This is a genomic window from Candidatus Avelusimicrobium caledoniensis (assembly GCF_902756455.1).
GTDB lineage: Bacteria > Elusimicrobiota > Elusimicrobia > Elusimicrobiales > Elusimicrobiaceae > Avelusimicrobium > Avelusimicrobium caledoniense.
In genome coordinates, this window is the sequence record NZ_CACVRB010000005.1 from 19,874 (window position 1) to 35,898 (window position 16,025).

General features: G+C 45.8%; 19 protein-coding genes. 9 read left to right on the forward strand and 10 right to left on the reverse strand.

Features of this window, described 5'->3' with window-relative positions; genetic code table 11:
- Window positions 1–11: 11 nt before the first annotated feature.
- A complete protein-coding gene (locus ACQY2W_RS02000; protein WP_428048910.1) occupies window positions 12–371 on the reverse strand; it encodes a YraN family protein in 360 nt (119 codons plus the stop codon).
- Entirely contained in the window at window positions 368–1,078 is a 711-nt protein-coding gene (locus ACQY2W_RS02005; protein WP_428048911.1) for a ribonuclease HII, read from the reverse strand. Before ACQY2W_RS02005 ends, ACQY2W_RS02000 begins: the two co-directional genes overlap by 4 nt.
- 211 nt (window positions 1,079–1,289) lie before the next feature.
- On the opposite strand from ACQY2W_RS02005, the gene ACQY2W_RS02010 reads away from it, so the two are divergent.
- Together ACQY2W_RS02010 and ACQY2W_RS02015 are read left to right on the forward strand one after the other, a co-directional pair.
- Window positions 1,290–1,913, forward strand: coding sequence for a type IV pilin protein (locus ACQY2W_RS02010; RefSeq protein ID WP_428048912.1), 624 nt, complete (start codon window positions 1,290–1,292; stop codon window positions 1,911–1,913).
- Window positions 1,914–2,041: 128 nt separating this feature from the next.
- Window positions 2,042–2,671 carry a type IV pilin protein gene (locus tag ACQY2W_RS02015; RefSeq protein ID WP_428048913.1) on the forward strand — a complete coding sequence of 210 codons (630 nt, stop codon included), beginning with the start codon at window positions 2,042–2,044 and terminating at the stop codon, window positions 2,669–2,671.
- 84 nt (window positions 2,672–2,755) lie between these two features.
- Here ACQY2W_RS02015 and ACQY2W_RS02020 read toward each other — a convergent pair whose 3' ends face one another.
- Together ACQY2W_RS02020 and ACQY2W_RS02025 are read right to left on the reverse strand one after the other, a co-directional pair.
- On the reverse strand, window positions 2,756–3,022 hold the full coding sequence (locus ACQY2W_RS02020) for a DUF167 domain-containing protein (protein ID WP_428048914.1): 267 nt from the start codon (window positions 3,020–3,022) through the stop codon (window positions 2,756–2,758).
- Between the two features lie 10 nt (window positions 3,023–3,032).
- Window positions 3,033–3,725, reverse strand: coding sequence for a YggS family pyridoxal phosphate-dependent enzyme (locus ACQY2W_RS02025; protein WP_428048915.1), 693 nt, complete (start codon window positions 3,723–3,725; stop codon window positions 3,033–3,035).
- A gap of 98 nt (window positions 3,726–3,823) precedes the next feature.
- Between ACQY2W_RS02025 and ACQY2W_RS02030 the strand changes: the two genes are divergently transcribed.
- The 6 genes from ACQY2W_RS02030 to ACQY2W_RS02055 all read left to right on the forward strand — a co-directional run bounded on the left by ACQY2W_RS02030 (window position 3,824) and on the right by ACQY2W_RS02055 (window position 8,476).
- Window positions 3,824–5,080 (forward strand): MDR family MFS transporter, encoded by a 1,257-nt coding sequence (locus tag ACQY2W_RS02030; RefSeq protein WP_428048916.1) that lies wholly within the window; start codon window positions 3,824–3,826, stop codon window positions 5,078–5,080.
- 15 nt (window positions 5,081–5,095) lie between these two features.
- Complete coding sequence (locus tag ACQY2W_RS02035; protein WP_428048917.1) at window positions 5,096–5,314, forward strand: hypothetical protein; 219 nt, start codon at window positions 5,096–5,098, stop codon at window positions 5,312–5,314.
- A 2-nt stretch (window positions 5,315–5,316) separates the two neighbouring features.
- A complete protein-coding gene (locus ACQY2W_RS02040; protein ID WP_428048918.1) occupies window positions 5,317–5,871 on the forward strand; it encodes a Maf family protein in 555 nt (184 codons plus the stop codon).
- The gene (gene trxB, locus ACQY2W_RS02045; RefSeq protein WP_428048919.1) at window positions 5,868–6,797 is read left to right on the forward strand and encodes a thioredoxin-disulfide reductase; all 930 of its coding nucleotides are present in this window, start codon (window positions 5,868–5,870) and stop codon (window positions 6,795–6,797) included. The genes ACQY2W_RS02040 and trxB overlap by 4 nt, the downstream gene beginning before the upstream one ends.
- A 123-nt stretch (window positions 6,798–6,920) precedes the next feature.
- Window positions 6,921–7,646: a hypothetical protein gene (locus ACQY2W_RS02050; protein ID WP_428048920.1), complete on the forward strand. Its 726-nt coding sequence runs from the start codon at window positions 6,921–6,923 to the stop codon at window positions 7,644–7,646.
- Between the two features lie 305 nt (window positions 7,647–7,951).
- Window positions 7,952–8,476 (forward strand): type IV pilin protein, encoded by a 525-nt coding sequence (locus ACQY2W_RS02055; RefSeq protein ID WP_428048921.1) that lies wholly within the window; start codon window positions 7,952–7,954, stop codon window positions 8,474–8,476.
- Window positions 8,477–9,578: 1,102 nt separating this feature from the next.
- Here ACQY2W_RS02055 and ACQY2W_RS02060 read toward each other — a convergent pair.
- Window positions 9,579–10,226 carry a hypothetical protein gene (locus ACQY2W_RS02060; RefSeq protein WP_428048922.1) on the reverse strand — a complete coding sequence of 216 codons (648 nt, stop codon included), beginning with the start codon at window positions 10,224–10,226 and terminating at the stop codon, window positions 9,579–9,581.
- A gap of 377 nt (window positions 10,227–10,603) precedes the next feature.
- Entirely contained in the window at window positions 10,604–11,155 is a 552-nt protein-coding gene (locus ACQY2W_RS02065) for a type IV pilin protein (RefSeq protein ID WP_428048923.1), read from the reverse strand.
- Window positions 11,156–11,353: 198 nt separating this feature from the next.
- On the opposite strand from ACQY2W_RS02065, the gene mutY reads away from it, so the two are divergent.
- Complete coding sequence (gene mutY / locus ACQY2W_RS02070) at window positions 11,354–12,364, forward strand: A/G-specific adenine glycosylase (protein WP_428048924.1); 1,011 nt, start codon at window positions 11,354–11,356, stop codon at window positions 12,362–12,364.
- On the opposite strand, the gene ACQY2W_RS02075 is transcribed toward mutY, so the two are convergent.
- The 4 genes from ACQY2W_RS02075 to ACQY2W_RS02090 all read right to left on the reverse strand — a co-directional run bounded on the left by ACQY2W_RS02075 (window position 12,361) and on the right by ACQY2W_RS02090 (window position 16,004).
- A complete protein-coding gene (locus ACQY2W_RS02075; RefSeq protein WP_428048925.1) occupies window positions 12,361–13,323 on the reverse strand; it encodes an L-lactate dehydrogenase in 963 nt (320 codons plus the stop codon). The two genes, mutY and ACQY2W_RS02075, sit on opposite strands and share 4 nt — an antisense overlap.
- A 144-nt stretch (window positions 13,324–13,467) precedes the next feature.
- Window positions 13,468–14,721, reverse strand: coding sequence for an OmpP1/FadL family transporter (locus ACQY2W_RS02080; protein WP_428048926.1), 1,254 nt, complete (start codon window positions 14,719–14,721; stop codon window positions 13,468–13,470).
- Window positions 14,722–14,801: 80 nt separating this feature from the next.
- Complete coding sequence (locus tag ACQY2W_RS02085) at window positions 14,802–15,461, reverse strand: tetratricopeptide repeat protein (RefSeq protein ID WP_428048927.1); 660 nt, start codon at window positions 15,459–15,461, stop codon at window positions 14,802–14,804.
- 18 nt (window positions 15,462–15,479) lie between these two features.
- Window positions 15,480–16,004 (reverse strand): deoxycytidylate deaminase, encoded by a 525-nt coding sequence (locus ACQY2W_RS02090; RefSeq protein WP_428048928.1) that lies wholly within the window; start codon window positions 16,002–16,004, stop codon window positions 15,480–15,482.
- Between the last annotated feature and the right edge of the window lie 21 nt (window positions 16,005–16,025).

Sequence of the window (16,025 nt, forward strand, 5' to 3'; positions counted from 1 at the left end):
TTTCCTCCCAATTATAAAGTAGTTCTGGCGGGAATGAACGCATTTGGGATGTGTTCAATCGTGTCCGGCAGAATGCATATTACGTCAAATCTTATACTATCAAATTTTGGCGACTTTGCTTTGAGATATTGCATCGCGGCGCGTGTAATGCGTTGTTGTTTGGTGCGGGTAACGGCGGCCGCCGGGCCACCAAAAGCCGCAGAGGCGCGCGTCTTTACTTCTACAAAAACAAGGGTGTCTTTATGCCGGGCGACAATATCCAACTCGCCCCCGGCGGCCCTGAAATTGCGCGCCAAAATTTGATAACCTTGGCTACGTAAAAATCGGGCGGCTTGTTCTTCGCCTTCGTTTCCGGTTTGGCGGGTGTTCATAAAGGTAGTGCGGGTGCGTGTAAAATGTTTCGCACGGGCGCAAAAGAGGTGCGGTGTTCTTTGCACGGTCCTAACGCTTTGAGTGCTTGCATGTGTTTGGGGGTACCGTACCCTTTGTGTCCGGCAAAATTATAACCGGGATAAATTTTATCCAGTTCTGCCATGTAGCGGTCTCGCGTAACTTTGGCAATAATACTGGCCGCCGCAATGACAAGCGATTTGGCATCTCCGTCCACTACGGCTTGTTGGCGCATCTCTAAGCCGGCCGCAGTATATGGGCCGTCAATTAACGCGACGGCTTGCGGAATTTTTACAAATTTTTGGGCGGCGCGACGCATGGCTAAAAAGGTAGCTTGTAAAATGTTGAGTTGGTCAATTTCGGCCGCGGTAGCAAAACCGACGCCGTATAAAACTTCGCTATGGGTAAGTCGTTCAAACAGTTCGTTTCGTTTGGCGGCGGTTAGTTTTTTGCTGTCGTTTACGTCGGCAAAAGATGGGCCGAGTTCATCGGGTATATAACACGCACAGGCGACTACGGGCCCTGCCAAAGGGCCGCGCCCGGCTTCGTCAATGCCGATTAAAGAAGTAGCTTCCAAGTTACGTGCTTGGGTTTTGTCAAAATCAAACAAGGGTAGTGTCTGCATATTGTTATTATACCAATAATTGGACGGCGTGCCGCTTAAAGATAACCCGTTTGCCAGAAGCATATTTAGTCCTTTTGAGCCGTAGAATTTGTTTCGTTTGACATTCATAGTTTAGTGGCCTTGCGCGTAGGAAAAAAGGGCCAAAAGACCTAGGCGGCATCTGGGCCCTTTATATTAGTTGAAACGTTTTTCCGTCGTAAAAAAATTGTCTATTGACTTTGTTTTTTTTTTTGATTTAATTTTATTAAACAAAAATCAAATGGAGGAATTTTTTATGCAAAAAGAAAGATATTTTAAAGGTAGTTTAAGAGAAAATAAAAATAAACGTCATCCTGAACTTGATTCAGGATCTCACCTTGTTGCTGTTTTAGAGAGCGGTGAGATTCCGTATCAAGTACGGAATGACAAATTTATTTTTAACATCAAAGCATTTACTCTTATTGAACTGCTTGTTGTTGTTCTTATCATCGGCATACTCGCGGCGGTGGCGTTGCCGCAATACCAACAAGCGGTATTAAAATCGCGGGTGCAACCTTATATGACTCTTTTAAAAACACTAATTACCGCTAAGCATACCCATTATTTGGCGACGGGCCAATACACGTATGATGTTAATTTATTGGATGTAGAAATGCCTTCGTCTTGTTGGGAAACCGGTGGTGGGTCTGTGGGGCAATTATGGTCATGCGGAAAAGATTTTCATATTGATAATACAGGCGGTGGCATTATTTTTTATTATTGCCCGGGAAAGAACAGCACCCACGCGGAGTGTATGGAAAATAAAGAATTGCAATTTGCAGCCGCACAAACGATGGCGGGTTTTGGGTCTTGTGCCGGATATACTGAGCGGGGCAGAAATTTCTGTAAAAGTTTTAGGCAACTCTTTGCATCGTACTAACTTGGCAATTAAAACCCCCGCTTGCGTGGCGGGGTTTTTTATTGCAATTTTTGTGTCGTAAAAAATAAAACTTGACATCGTTTTTTTTTTTTGCTACATTTTATTAAATGAAACAAAGGAGGCGTTTTATGGAAAAAGAAAGTAAAAATATAAAAATGTCATTCCCGAGGCATGTTGTCGGGAATCTCAACCTCTTGGGGAACACAAAGAGAAGATCCCCGACAGAAACACTCGGGGATGACAAGCTTAATTTTATGGGTTTTACGCTCATTGAATTATTAGTGGTCGTGCTCATTATCGGCATTTTAGCGGCGGTGGCGTTGCCGCAGTACCAAAAAGCAGTTTGGAAATCGCGCAATGTGCAATTAAAAACGTTAGTTGCTACGGTGGGGCAAGCCCAACAGCGCTACTATTTAGCCAATGGGGAATATGCAAAGAACTTTGATGAGTTAGATATTGATATGCCGCTTCAACCGGCAACAAATATGCCTTGTCCAAATTCCACGGCCAGCGGTGGAACGGATGTCAAACGTAATGGGAAAGATTTTCAAATACTTATTACGGCCGGTTTTCAGATATTTGCATTATGGACGAGTGGATCTTATAAATGTGGAGGATTTACCTTTAATCCACAGTTAGAAAAAATGCGTTGTATTGAACTTGTAGGGAGTGATAGTGATAATAAATTTTGTGCCCAGGTGGAAAAAGCCACCTTTGATAGTGCCCCTACTTCTTATCGGTATTATGATTTGCCGTAAGAAAGGACATCATAAAACACCCCCGATGCTCGCCGTGGAGGCGAAAACGGGGGTGTTATTATGTGTACGTTAGACGGCTTAAATCTACGGAATAGAGTCCATAATTTGGCGTAGTTCTTCTTCGCTTTTATCGCGCACTTCTACCGTTTTTTCTTTGCCTTTGTTGCCTTTGACAATAATAATGCTTTCTTCTTTTACGTTAAAGAAATCAGCCAAAAAAGTTTTCATCATCGCGTTAGCCGGCTCGTCGTCTACTTTTTTGTTTTTAATTTTCACCCGTAGTACGCTACCGATGCGGCTAATTACTTCGTTACGTCCCGCGGTGGGGATTAAACGGACTTTAATAATCATACGGCGCTCCTTATCTCTCGGCAAATAATTTACTGCCGATTCGGGGCAGGGTAGAACCCGCCTCTATTGCAATTTCAAAATCTTCACTCATTCCCAGTGACAAGTAACGCTCTTGTCCGAGGGGGAAATCTTCGTCAAACGCTTCTTTTAGCGGCGCGAACAATGCTTTTAACTCTTGCGGTGTTGCGCCTTGCGGGGCAATAGCCATGTATCCGCAAACTTTTAAATTTGTAAAACTCCGCACTTGCCTGACCAATTCGCGTGCTTTTTCAAGCGGCAAACCCGATTGCGTTTCGCGCGTTGTTAATTTTACTTGCACCAACACCCGTAATGCCTTTTCAACGGGTACATGTTTGTCCAAAATCTCGGCGGTGGATAAATCGTCCAACGAGTCAATAAAATCAAAAAACGCAGCGGCTTTGGCCGCTTTATTATGCTGCAAATGACCGATTAAATGCTTGACGGTATCAAATGCGGCAAATTCGGGCCGTGTCCAACGGGATAACGCTTGCTGCAAACGCGATTCGCCCACGTGTTTAAGTAGCCCTCGTTTGAGCAAAAACAGCACATCCTCATCGGCGGCGTATTTCGTAACACCCAGGAGCGTTATTTCTTGCGGTTCTCGTCCGGCCCGCTTACACGCGCCCGACAGGGAGTCCTGTACTTCTTTAAAATTTTGAAGGAGTTGTTCTTCCCTGTTCATAAAAAGCTCTTGACATATTATACCAAAATTTACTTTAATACTTCATTTTTTTTTAGCAAACTGTATCGGAGCGGTGCTAAATTTCATAAAATATAATTATGCAAGCTGTTACCCGAAAAGGTATGTGGCTCGTGGCGGTAGCAAACGGGATTTTGCTATTTGGCTATGGGCTGTCGTTACCGTTTTTTACTATTTACTTAATCAGCCAACAACACCTGGCCCCTGCGATGGCGGGACTGGTGGTGGCACTAGCGGGGCTGTCTCGCTGTGTGTCCAGCGCGATATCGGGCGAACTCGCCGATGCGTTCGGACGCAAAAATGTGATGATGTGGGGGCTATTCTCCCAAATTATTGCGATGTTTTCGCTCGCGCTTTGCATTGAACTAAACGCACAAGCCGGGTGGATGCTGACGTGTTATTTCTTCACTACGTTTTTAGGGGCGTTCTTCCGTCCGGCGGCTAACGCATGGGTTACCGATCACACCACGCCTAAAGAGCGGGTGGAAGCGTTTGGGATGATCCGCATTGGGCTCAATATCGGCTGGGCATTAGGGCCGGCGGTGGGGGGCTTTTTGGTGCGTTACTCATACAGCGTGGCTTTTTATTTTACCGCGCTTTTGTACGCCACGACTATCTTATATTTAGGCCGGCTGATTAAAGACCGTACATCTAAAAAAGGCGCGCGCCGCCGCGCGCGTAAACCCAGTTTCGCTACCATGCTAAGCTCGCTAACCGATACCCGTTTGGCGCGCATTTGTTTATATGTGGTAATGATTACGGCGGTCAACTCGCAACTGGTGGTGGGACTTTCTATCCATTGTAAACAATACTTACAGATGCCGGAATATTTTATCGGGTGGTTTTTTACGATTAACGGGCTGGTTGTTATTTTACTCCAACAGGCGGCGTCTAAATGGATGTCCAAACACCGGCTTTCTACGGCGATGTTTTGGGGATGTATAGCGTATGCAGTGGGGTTTGGATCGGTCGGGTTTTTCAGTTCGTTTGCGCTGATTGCCGTGGGCGTATTTTTGGCAGGCGTGGGGGAACTGATCGTTTCCCCCGGCGAGCAAACCATGGTGTCTAATATCGCTTCACGCGAAACACGCGGGCGGTATTTGGGGCTTCTCATGGTGTTTTACAACATGGGATCTGCACTTGGTTTTTTTGTGGCCGGGTTGCTTGGCGATTGGGTGGCCCCGCATTATCTGCCCGGCCCGTGGTTGATTGTGGCATCGGTAGCGGTACTGGCCGGGATCGGGTTTTGGCGGATGCGTTACCAACTTACAGATGATGAAGACGGAAAACAGACTGCCCCTATCCCTATAAAAAAAGATACAATAACTTTACATTAACTTAGGAGGAATATAATGAGAGGACTTATTTTTTGTGTATTGACGTTTGTGTTAGGCGGCGTGTTAGGGCTGGGCTTAGAAAAATTAGCCGCCTTGTTGCCGGCTGAAATGGCCGGAGCCCTTACGCGCGTGTATGGCGTGGGCATTCACCCGCTAGCCGTGCATGTAACGATTTGCGGTATCATCGGGCTTGTGATTGGCTATTTGATTGTTTCGCGCTTTGTAAAAAAATAAGTATGTATATTGTGCTTGCCTCTAAGTCACCGCGGCGTATTGAACTGCTTAAACAATTGGGCGTTAAGTTTGACGTGATCCCTTCCCAATGTAAAGAAAAAAGCACCAAAAAACGCCCGGCCGCACGCGTAAAAGAATTGGCGTTGCAAAAAGCGTTTGACGTGGCCCGCAAATACCCAAATGCGGTGGTCATCGGCGCAGATACGCTTGTTTATTGTAAAGGTGAAATTATCGGCAAGCCCAAAGATAAGGAGGATGCGTTACGCATTTTGCGTAAGTTAAACGGTGCGTGGCAAAGCGTTTATACGGGCGTGTGCGTGCTGTGTTTAAGCGAGCAGAAAATGGTGTTTGGGCACGATGTGTCCAAGTGCAAAGCACGCAAATTGTCCGACGGGGAGCTCTTGCATTTGGCGGGTAAACACATGGACAAAGCCGGCGCGTATGCCGTGCAAGATAACGAAGATCCGTTTATAGAAAAAATCGTAGGCAGTAAAACCAACGTGGTGGGTTTTCCGGTAGAATTTTTTAACAAATTATTTAAGGAGTTTTTAGCATGACAACACAAATTGATTTACTCATTATCGGTGCCGGGCCTGCGGGATGCAGTGCGGCTATTTACGCCGTGCGCGCGGGTGTTAAAACCGTGATTGCCGGGGGAAGTGTGCCGGGCGGACAATTATTACAAACCAGTGAAATTGAAAATTACGCCGGTTTTGTAAACCCCGTCGGCGGTTTTGAAATGATGGACGCTATGCACAAACAATGCAAACGCTTGGGCGTAGAATTTACTTCTGACGAAGTAACAAAAATTGAAGGCGAACACCCGCCTTTTACCGTGACGTGTGCGGGGGGAAAAACATATCAGGCGACTAGCGTTATTATCGCTACGGGAGCCAAAGCGCGTTGGCTCAATTTGCCCGAAGAAGAAAAACTGCGCGGCAAAGGGGTATCGGCCTGCGCAACGTGCGACGGATTTTTTATGCGCGGCAAAGAGGTGTGCGTGGTGGGGGGCGGAAATACGGCGTTTGAAGATGCGCTTTTTCTCGCCCAATTTTGCCCGAAAGTGTATTTAGTTCACCGCCGCGAGGGTTTCCGCGCCGACCAAGTTACCGTAGAACAAGCGCGTAAAAACCCCAAAATTGAATTTGTATTAAATGTAGTGCCGGAGAAAATTTTAGGGGACGAATTTGTGACCGGGCTTCGCGTGAAAAACGTGCAGACGGGGGAAACGAAAGATCTAGCTGTTAGCGGCGTATTTGTCGCTATCGGGGCTGAGCCGCAAACGGCGTTTTTAAAAGACTCATTGGTGGCCCTGTCCGATACCGGGCTTGTACTGGCCGACGAGCGTACCCATACCACCATTGAGGGTATCTTCGCCGCCGGAGATTGTGCCGATAAACATTACCGCCAAGCGATCATTGCCGCCGGATCCGGTGCCAAAGCCGGTATTGAGGCGGCGGCTTTTATCAATAAACACCGCTAAATTAAAACTTTTTGAGCAAATAAGGCCCACGATACAAGTGGGCCTTTTGGCCCTTGTCCGGTTACATTTCTTTTGTAATAATAGAAAAGTAAGCTAGATACTTATTTAAAAAAGGAGTAGAACATGAATATTAAAAAAACGGTAGGCCTGGTATGTTGTGTATTAGGGCTTGCTAACTTGTCTTACGCCGGAGGGTGGCCGAAACTTAAACTATTTCGCCCTAAGACTTCCGGAAATCTTTTACCCGGCGTGCCCGGTCAGGGGTTTGCCCCCTTGTCCGTAGCCAATTTGGAATTAGGCCGTATGATGATACAACCGACGTTGCCCCAAATCGGCGGTACTGCGTATACCCGTCAAGTGGCGTTGGGGGACCGGATTTCCCAATTCGCTCCCAAAGTTTCGGAAAGATTGGTTGCCTCGCGCGTGCTTGCCAGCCAGTTCCCCGGTTTTGAAATGAACTTCTCCAAATCGTATGCGGCATTTAAAGAAAGCACCGATCTTTCGTGGACGCGGGAATTAACAGATATGTTAAAAACTGCCTACGGCTTGCAGGCGCAATTTGCCGGCAGTTTTGAAACTTCCTTGCAAAATGTAGTTTCTCTTGCGGACCGTGCGCCGTTTAGATGGCAAACCGCCTCGGTTGCTTTGGAAGATGCGTGGTACGGCGGTATGCAAAAAAAATCGGGTTTTTTTATCATTCGTGTCAAAGCACCGATTTTGCCGGAAGGAACAGATGTGCTGTTGTTAGATATGAAAAACCGCCAGTTTATCTCGCTTAGCAAGAGTATCTTTGAAGCGGAACGCCAAGCGGCGAAAGCGGCAGAAATTGTCCCGGAGGAACAGAAATAATAAGCAAACAGAAAAGGACAAGCCGATTGCGAATAAAGAGTTGAAAAGCGCAATTTTTAGATAAGTATTTAGAGCCCCCTTTTATGAAGGGGGCTTTTTTGTACCCGTGCTGGCCGCCCCCTAGGCGGCCTTCTTTTGCTAGCTTTTCTGAGGCCAGAAAAGCGGAGAGGGACTTTTCTGTATATATTTTTCTCTCGCTCGTCATCCCGCAGAGTTTCTATGCGGGATATAGCGAGAGAAAAAAATAAAACTTGACATCGTTTTTTTTTTTGCTACATTTTATTTGATGAAACAAAGGAGGTTGTATGAAGAACAACAACAAAGCATTTACGCTCATTGAGCTTTTAGTCGTTGTGTTAATCATCGGTATTTTAGCGGCGGTGGCGTTGCCGCAGTACGAAAAATCGGTAATGAAAAGCCGCTATTCTTCGCTGATGGCTTTGACCGATGCGCTGGCTCAGGCCGAAGAAACCTACTATATGGCAAATGGGGAATATACGCAAGACTTTGAGGCCTTGGCGGTGGAACTATCGGGCTGTACGCTTAGCGCGAGCAAAACCACCTGTACCTATCCGTGGGGAAAGTGTACGTTAGATAAATATAATGAACGTGTGGCGTGTGCAGATACCCAACGATTAAATAACGCGTATGCTATCTATTTCCCGCATGGGCCGCGGTTTCATGGTACGCATGGCTATCAAGTTTGCTTTTCTTTTTCGGCGAGTAAGAATGATAAATACGGTAAATTGTGCGAATCGGTGGGGGCCCAGTATTTTACCAAAGAGAACGACTGTACGGGGTGGGGGGCGTGTTTCGTCTATAAATTTTGATAGATAGCGTAGCTAACGATCACAACGGGTGGGGGGAGAAACAAAAAATTTTATAGTTCTTCCCCCTTTTTTAATACCTAATTTCCCCCTTTTCTTATGGGTCGTAATTCCTATTTTATGTGCTGGGAAGCCCTTTGCCGCTAACCTGTGTGTTTTCCCGAAAATCTTTTTAGTTCGCTAACGTGCATGTCTTTCTTTGCGTTCGTCCGGTTTGTGTGCTTGTTGTTACATATCCCTTATTTTATACCGGCTTTGGTTTTTACTTTTCTGTTTGGGGCCTATGATCTTAAATTAGGTCCGGTTACCCCCTGTTTTTATTGGAAAATGGGGGGAGTAGCCAAATTGACGAAAATACTTAAATTTTAAGGACTTTTAAAATCGCCTATTTTATTTTACCCCATATCCTAGGTACCCCCAAATCGTTCTGGGGCGTTTTAAGCGATTGGCCAAAAAATGCAAAATTAAGTTAAATTTTGCATTTTTTAATATGTAAAAATAGAGCTGTTTTTAAAACCGTAATTTTAAATTTTTTTGTAATTTTGCGCGGCTTGCTCAGTTCACTTTACTGCTAAAAAACAAAATCTATAAATTGTATAAGTTTAATAGAAAAAAGTTTTAAATATTATGTATAAAACGAAAAAATCAAATAATGAATATAGCTTGTTTTATTCTTCGTTTTTCCCTTAAATAATTAACATAATAAAAATTATCGTTAGTAAAATAAACCTGTCAAATAACCCTATTTTTCCCCCACTTAGCCCAGTTAAGCTGTGGAATTTGATTTGGCTGTTCTTAGGGTTATTAAAAATGGGGAAAAAGTTAAAAAATCTAATTTGACAACTTAGATTTGAATTTTAAAGGGGTTTCCCCCACGCCAAGTTTGAGGGGGCTAAAAATTGGCTAAAAGGGGGTATCAAAAAAAGCCAAAAAAGGCGGGGAAAATATTATCCGGTGGTACTAAAAAGGGCGTCAATAAGGGGTTCAAAAGTGCTGAAAAAGTCCCCCGGCGCAGATGCTAAAAAGGGGAATAAGCCGGGTATAAATCGGTTTTTTCTCCCCCCACATTGTAGAAGAAAATAAGGGCGCGTGGCCCGGGCCGGGTTTATAACAGCCCTTGGGCTTTCTTTTCGGCCAGTACAAAGGCGTGAGCCAGCCCTGCCGGGGTAAGCATATATAAGCGGCTGCGTTTGGCTCCTTGGCAGAGCAAAAAGCTAAGCTTTTGGGCCGGAGCCAGTAAGCGGTCTAGCCGCCCCGTTTCAAAGCCCGATTTGGCCAGCGCGCGGGAAAGCCACAGCGCGCTACACCCGTCTTTTTGCAATAGCTCCTTTCCCCCCGCCAGTAAAATCAGCGCGGCATCATCAGCGGATAAGTGAAATTTCCGTCGTAAATACAGGTTATCCCCCTCTTGGGTAAGCAGTTGTTCCCATACGCGTGTGGAAGAAAAGACAGGTTTATCGTCGGTAGCGGCAGCCCTCTGGGCTATTTTTTTCGTTTCGGACGCGTACGAGCCCGGAGCGGTGGCGTACATACGCGGGGTAAGCGTGCCGGATACGGACGTATCCTCTTGCGGGATCGTCCGCGCTGATGGGTCGGCCACAGGGCGCGCGGAAGAGGTTAGCGGTTTCTTTTTAACGAGGGCCAAAAAATAATCGCGTTGTTTTTCTACAAAATCTAATGAGCCCTCGGCCTCAAATTCTTCGCCGTTGGCGAACTTAAACCGGATTTTTTGATTCTTTCCCATGTCGTTCATAAAAAACGCTTCCTTTTTTGCAAAATGAGTTTTCCACACACGTTATCCACGCGGATAAGACATATAATAAAATTTTTTCTGTCTTATGTCAATATATGCTATTATATGTCTTTTTATGTCAAAAACTGGGGATAAGCTGCTTTCTCAGACGGTAAGCTTGGCAGGGGACGCAAAAAAACTTATGTCGGTTTGTCAAAAACAGGGGTATAGAATAGGGCAAAAAAATCTAATATAACAATTTGACTTAGATTTTTTGCCGCGTGGCGCGCACAAAATTTTGGGCAGATTTTGAAAATAAAAAGTTGGGGTAGCTCAGCTACCCCAAAATGCGGAAAAAGCGAAAATGCAAAATCAGGTGCGATTTTGCGGAGCAAGAATTAAGGCAGTGGCGCAAAATACGTGCCGCTTGCTCCAAAGATTTTTTTACAGTAATCCCCAGCTGGTTTATTAAACGTAAACCCGTTTCCGCCTCCGGTGTAGTGATTTTCAAGACAAAGTAGTTTATTAAGAGGAGTAGATGTCTTATCCGAATATACATGTCCCAACATATATATAAATCCCGCCCCCGCATACGGGCCGGAAATACGACCAACGGATATTCCGTATCCCTTTGCTTCATAATATAGTTGTAAACTCCAATCATTATTAGAAGCAACATCACATCCCCGGCTAGAGCCGGCAATCCAGATTTGGGAACCCGTCCACGGGATATCTACGGCGAGTTCATCAAATGTAGTAGCATATTCCCCGTTAGCCATGTGGTAGGCCTCTTGCGCGGCGGCTACGGTGCGAATCATGGCAAACGCTTGGGCGGCTTTACTTTTTTCTACCGCTTTTTGATACTGCGGCAATGCCACGGCGGCCAATATGCCGATAATGAGTACGACGACGAGTAGTTCTATTAACGTAAATGCTTGTTTGTTTTTCATATTGTTTGCTCCTTAAAGTATTTTTACTGCCCCTTTATTATCGTTTTTTTTTTTGATTTGTCAACTCCCTTGCCGGGGTGCTCGCCGCACGGGCAAAGAGGCCTAGGAACTCTGTTTGTGTTAGGTGTTATCTTCCGCAAAACGGGTTTGTATGCAAGTCTGCGAGTGCCGCGACGGGAAAAGTAGTAAAATAGAAATATGAAAAGTTTTTCCCCCACCTTGCTCGCGTGGTACAAAGCCAATAAACGCAGTTTACCGTTTAGGGATACGCACAATGCATATTTAATTTGGTTGTCTGAAATTATCTTCCAACAGACGCGTATTTCGCAAGGGCTTGCCTACTACGAGAAATTTGCCAAAAGGTTTCCCACCCCCGCAGCACTCGCCGCGGCGGATGAGGACGAAGTATTAAAACTTTGGCAAGGGCTGGGCTACTATTCGCGCGCGCGCAATTTGCACGCCGCCGCCAAAAGCATGAACGGAAAATTCCCCACCACCTACGACGGCGTGCGCGCCTTAAAAGGCGTGGGCGATTATACCGCCGCGGCGATATGTTCCATGGCGTACAATATGCCTTATGCCGTTGTAGACGGAAATGTGTACCGGGTACTTTCGCGCGTGTTCGGAATTAACACTCCCATTGATACTACCGAGGGGAAAAAAGAATTTACCGCATTGGCGCAACAATTATTGGATAAAAAATTGCCCGGCGATTTTAATCAAGCGATCATGGACTTTGGGGCCATGGTGTGCACGCCGCAAGCGCCTCAATGCTTATTATGCCCACTTAGTAAGGCGTGCGTGGCCCGACGGAAAAATTGCGCAGACAAATTGCCCGTTAAAGCGCAAAAAACAAAAGTGAGCGAGCGGTTTTTCCATTATATATACGTAGAACAGGGCGGCTATACGTGGCTGCACAAACGCGGCGCGGGCGATATTTGGCAAAATTTGTATGAACTCCCCCTCGTGGAAACAAGCAAGGGCGGCGTGCTAACCAAAAAGCCCGCGTGGTGCGGCCGTGCGACATTAACGCCCGTCGGCAGTTCCGTTAAACACATTTTATCGCACCGCATTATTTGGGCGCAATTATATAAGGTAAAACTCCCCCCCGCCGCTAAAGTGCCCGCGGAATTTTTACGTATCAAAAAATCTTCGTTGGAAAACTACGCCGTGCCGCGGCTCGTGCAAAAACTGTTGGAAAAAATTTAATCTTCCACGCCGGCGTCTTTGGCGATTTTTTTAAGCATATCGGCGGAAGATTTAAGAGCTAATGCCTCATGCCCGTCTAAAGAAATCGGCATTTGCAGTTCCACTCCGTTTTTACCCACCACGGCGGGCATGCTGAGTGTGATATCACTAATTCCGTATGCGCCGTGCATTAAATTGGATACGGGGAGCACCGATTTTTCGTCGCGCACAATGGCTTCGCAAATGCGCTTAACCGCCATGGCAATTCCGTAGTATGTGGCTTTTTTGCGTGTAATAATTTCGTACGCGCTTTGTTTGACTTCTTCGGCAATTTTCCGCATGTGTTCGTCGTGGTTGTGTACGCCGCGCAAACTGCAAAATTTATGTATCGGCACGCCCGCCACGTTGGCGGTGCTCCAAACGGCAATTTCGCTGTCGCCATGTTCCCCGACGATAAACGCGTGTACACTGCGGCTGTCTACACCTAAGCGGTTGCCTAAAATTTCACGCAGGCGGGCCGTGTCTAACACGGTGCCGGAGCCGATCACGCGGCTTTCGGGCAGTCCGCTTAGTTTTAATGCGGTATAAGTTAGAATATCCACGGGGTTGGCTACGACGAGTAAAATGCCTTTGTAATTGCGTTTTGTAATTTCCGGGATGATTTGCTTAAAAATACCGACGTTTTTTTGAACAAGGTCCAAGCGAGTTTCGCCCGGTTTTTGGTTGGCACCTGCCGTGATAATAATGATAGCGGCGTCTGTGATATCGTCGTACGTTCCGGCGTAAATTTTCATGGGGCGGGCGTACGCCTCGCCGTGGGAAATATCCATGGCTTCGCCTTCGGCTTTATTTTTGTCGCTGTCTAATAACACCATTTCGCTAAAAAGTCCGCTCTGCATCAGCGCAAACGCGCTTGCCGCGCCTACAAACCCACAGCCGATAACGGCTACTTTGCGGTCGTTTACGTCACAATTTGTCATAGATTTTTCCCCTTATTGTTGCCCCGCTATATCCCGGATTACAAATCTCCGGGATGACGAGCGGGGCGAGTAGTGTATCGTTATTATACGAAAAAAAACCCGCCTGTGTGGGCGGGTTTTTTGTACTACAAATTACGGCAAGTACTAAAACTTATACCCGAAGGTTAAGGCAACCATGTCGCTGCGGCCTTCGGAGTATTTCATGGGTGTACGATAATACTGTTCGCTTGCCGTACCCGTTAAATCTTTTCCAAAGATGTGGGCGTAGGCAAAGTCGGCACTCCAAGTATCAGTTTTATAACCAAACCCGGCACTGACGATATGACGGTCATCTACAGGAACGAGTGTGTCCATGGAGTGTTTGTTAATTGGTGATTTATCAAATACGTATCCCGCGCGCACGGCCCAATTCTGGTTGAGTTTATATTCCGTACCGAAATTCAAACGGAACGTATCTTTGTAGCGTTTTTTATTATGAATAGTCGGAGCGGCTTCATCCCCTTCCGTATATTCAATAACGATTTGGTCGTATGCACTCCAAAACGTACCTACGATACCGGCTTCCAATACCCAGTTATCCGTGGCACGGAACGAAACTCCCGTGGAAATACTGTCCGGTAAATTAATAGAACCGGATGCGGAAGAATGTCGGACGATCTCTTGGGTGGGATTCAACGGATTATAAATGGTGTTTCCGCTAGCGGTGTGAATGTAACCGTCTAAATTTTGTTTGACTTTGGAGCGGTACATAGCACCGATAGCCCATTTTTCGGCCCATTCAGGGCGATATGTTAAAGAAAAGTTACCCCCCCAACTAATACCGGTACCGTGAATTTCATAACTGTTGGCCGGAGTCATAACTTGAGAGTTTTGGGTAAAGTCAATCGTCATGGCTTCTAACCCCATGGCTACGGAAAGTTGATCATTGGCTTTTACGGCAATCGTCGGAGTAAAAGAGAAAGTTTCTAACTTAACTTTATAGGCCAACATGCTACCAATCCACGTTTCACGGTTTTTGTAGGTACCACCTAAACCATAGCGGGAAAAACCACCTAACCCAAACGAAACATCATCGCTCCATTTATGGGTAATGTAAAAATTAGGCAATAACCATGTATCTTTTTTAAGCGTACGTGATTCTTGTTGATGCGTTAACGGGTTGGTTATTGTCGTTTTCGCATGCGCTTGTACAGCGGTGATACCTGCTTGAATTTGCGTACCTTCCAATTCGGTAATGAGGGACGGGTTCGTCGCCAAAGAGGCCGGTTCGGCATCGTTAGCCATTACGGCTCCACCCATAGCGGTAGAGCGGCCACTGTATTCATACAGGGCAAATCCTGCACCGAAAGACATCTCGGTTAGCAAGAGAGAGCACATCATAACTACTAGTTTTTTCATATGTTTTCCTTATTATTTTTAATGAGAAAACACCCCTTTCATCTCTATACGAGCAGACAAAAAGGGCGTTTTATTGATTTTTACTTCTGAAGTTGTGAGATTTTATCTTTAGCGAGTGTGCCAAAGTAAGTTTTGGTGTGATTTTCCAAGAGGTATTTGTAGCTTTCCAAGGCGGCGGGTTTATCCCCGGCGAGCTCTTGGCTCATGGCTAAGGTCAAATATGCTTGCGGCAAAGCAAAGCTTTTGGAATTTTTTTCAATGAAATTTTTGGCTACGGTAATAGAGCCGCTGTAATCTTTGGCTCCTTGCAACGCGGCCGCTTGCGACAAGGCCGCTTCTGTGCGGACTGTTTCGTTGGAATTATCAGCCAGTTCCTTATATATAGTGGCGGCCTGAGCAAAATTTTCTTGTGCAAATAAGATGTTTGCTTTTAATAATTGCGCGTATGCGGCTGCCGGAGTGCCCTTAAAATCGTTGGCTAAATTATCCAGTTGCGTAAAAGCGGCCTCTTGTCCTTCGCTTAGAAACGCAATCTGGGCGTTGTAATAAGCGGCCCACGAATCTTCGGTTACTTTTTTACAATGGTTGACGTAGCAGGAAATTCCCGTAATAAGTAGAACGATAACTACTAACGTGACAAGCACTTGCTTGCGGTTTTGCTTACAAAAACGGACTGCGTTGGCTAAAAGGTCCGTCAAAAAATCTTTATTCTCCGCCGGGGCGGTAGTTTGTTTGTTCATATATATATTATAGTAAATTTAGCGCGTGTGCACACACTCGTCCAAATCTTCCTCGGTCAGTTGGCGGCACTCAATGTTGTTTTTCCGCAAAAAATAAATGCCCTCTTGGCTGCGGTCATACAAGTTTTTGAAGAACACTTTTTTAATGCCCGCGCTGACAATCACTTTAGCGCAATGCACACAAGGCGACCACGTTACGTAAATCGTTCCCCCTTGCGTGGCAATACCGTTTTTAGCGGCAAAGGAAATAGCGTTTTGTTCGGCGTGCAGTTCGTTATCAATGGAAAATTTACCGTGCAAATCGTAAAACGTGCGGCTGGCCATAAAGTCGGCTAGTGTGGGAAATTCGCTTTTATATTCTTTTTCGTAAAGTTCTTTAAAATAATCTTCACAATGTTGCTGGCCCGACGCCGTGCCGTTAAAACCAATGCTGATGACGCGGTTTTCTTTCACAAGCACCGCCCCTACTTGCAAGCGCGAACAGGTAGATTGTTGTTCCACCAGTTCCGCCATTTTTATAAATAATCTGTGTTTATTCTTCATACTCTTATTATAGTTTATACG